Source organism: Empedobacter sp. GD03861 (assembly GCF_029840885.1).
Lineage (GTDB): Bacteria > Bacteroidota > Bacteroidia > Flavobacteriales > Weeksellaceae > Empedobacter > Empedobacter falsenii_B.
This window is the reverse complement of the sequence record NZ_JAOCDJ010000084.1, coordinates 1-1,317: the sequence shown is the minus strand read 5'-3', so window position 1 is coordinate 1,317 and position 1,317 is coordinate 1. Positions and strand designations below refer to the sequence as shown.

General features: G+C 32.1%; 2 protein-coding genes. One reads left to right on the top strand and one right to left on the bottom strand.

The window, feature by feature from the left end:
* Positions 1-95: 95 nt before the first annotated feature.
* The gene (locus N5D03_RS14800) at positions 96-317 is read right to left on the bottom strand and encodes a heavy-metal-associated domain-containing protein (RefSeq protein ID WP_038335762.1); all 222 of its coding nucleotides are present in this window, start codon (positions 315-317) and stop codon (positions 96-98) included.
* A 150-nt stretch (positions 318-467) separates the two neighbouring features.
* Here N5D03_RS14800 and N5D03_RS14795 point away from each other — a divergent pair.
* On the top strand, positions 468-1,317 hold an 850-nt coding region (locus N5D03_RS14795; RefSeq protein ID WP_280052102.1), incomplete at its 3' end, for a solute carrier family 23 protein.

Below are 1,317 nucleotides of genomic sequence, written 5' to 3'. Positions count from 1 at the left end.
AAAAAATAAAAATTCTCAAGTCAACACAAGATTAACTTGAGATTATATTGACTTAAACTATCACAAAAAATAAGTCATTCTACCTAAAAAAATATCTATTCCTCAATTAATTCAGCTGAAAAACCAACTTCCTCAATTGTATCAATAATTTCTTCGTCTGTTGCTTGATTAATTTTTACAGACAAAACTTTGTCTGGATTATCAGTATCAACTTCCCAAGCTTCTAAACCATCTAACTTATCTAAAAAAGGTTTCACTTTGCTCACGCAACCACTACAATTTATATTTGTTTTGAATTTTAATTCTTTTGTTTCCATAACTCTTTGATTTTTGTCTTACAAATTTCGATAGAATTGTTCCAAAACCATTTACAAGATTTCGCTAAATAGTTATATGATTTCTATACTTATTAATCGTTTTGAGCTACTTTTGCATTCAAACAAAACAATTTTCAATTTCTTTTACAAATGAGTCAACAAAATGACCAAAATATTATCTTAGCTATCGACGAAAAACCGAAGTTAGGACAAGGTATATTATTAAGTATACAGCATCTTTTTGCAATGTTTGGTGCAACAGTTTTAGTTCCTGCTTTGACAGGAATGTCTCCAGCAATTGCATTAATTTCGAGCGGAATCGGAACTTTAGTTTTCATCTTAATTACGCGAGGAAAAGTCCCTTCTTACCTTGGTTCTTCATTTGCTTTTATCAATCCAATTATCGCAATGAAAGCTTTAGAAGCAAACCCAGAAAGTGGAATTGCGACAGGAAGTTTCTTGGTTGGTAGTTTTTTAGTTGGAGTTACCTATTCATTGGTCGCACTCTTTATAGCAACGGCTGGAACAAAATGGTTAATGAAACTTTTACCTCCTATTGTTGTTGGTCCAGTAATTATGGTAATTGGTCTTGGATTAGCTTCTACAGCAATCAAAATGGTAACGAATAATCCTTCTGGTGAATATGATTTAACCTATGTTACAATTGGTTTTGTTACCTTAATTATCACGATAATTACAGCAATTTTCAGTAAAGGTTTTTTGAGTGTAATTCCAGTTTTGGTCGGAATTATTGGTGGATATCTTTTTGCAATTACAATGGGAGTTGTCGACCTAAATCCTGTTATAGAAGCTAAATGGTTTATGATTCCAGATTTTACCATTCCTTTTGTAGATTACACACCAACTTTGTCTTGGTATGTTATTTTCTTAATGATTCCGGTTGCAATTGTACCAATCGCAGAACATATCGGGCATCAATTAGTTTTGAGTAAAGTCGTGAACAAAGACTTAATCGAAGATCCAGGTCTTGATAAATCGA

Bases quoted from the DNA above. Each gene is read 5' to 3' on its own strand.
- N5D03_RS14800 (WP_038335762.1), bottom strand. From the start codon at position 317: ATGGAAACAAAAGAATTAAAATTCAAAACAAATATAAATTGTAGTGGT.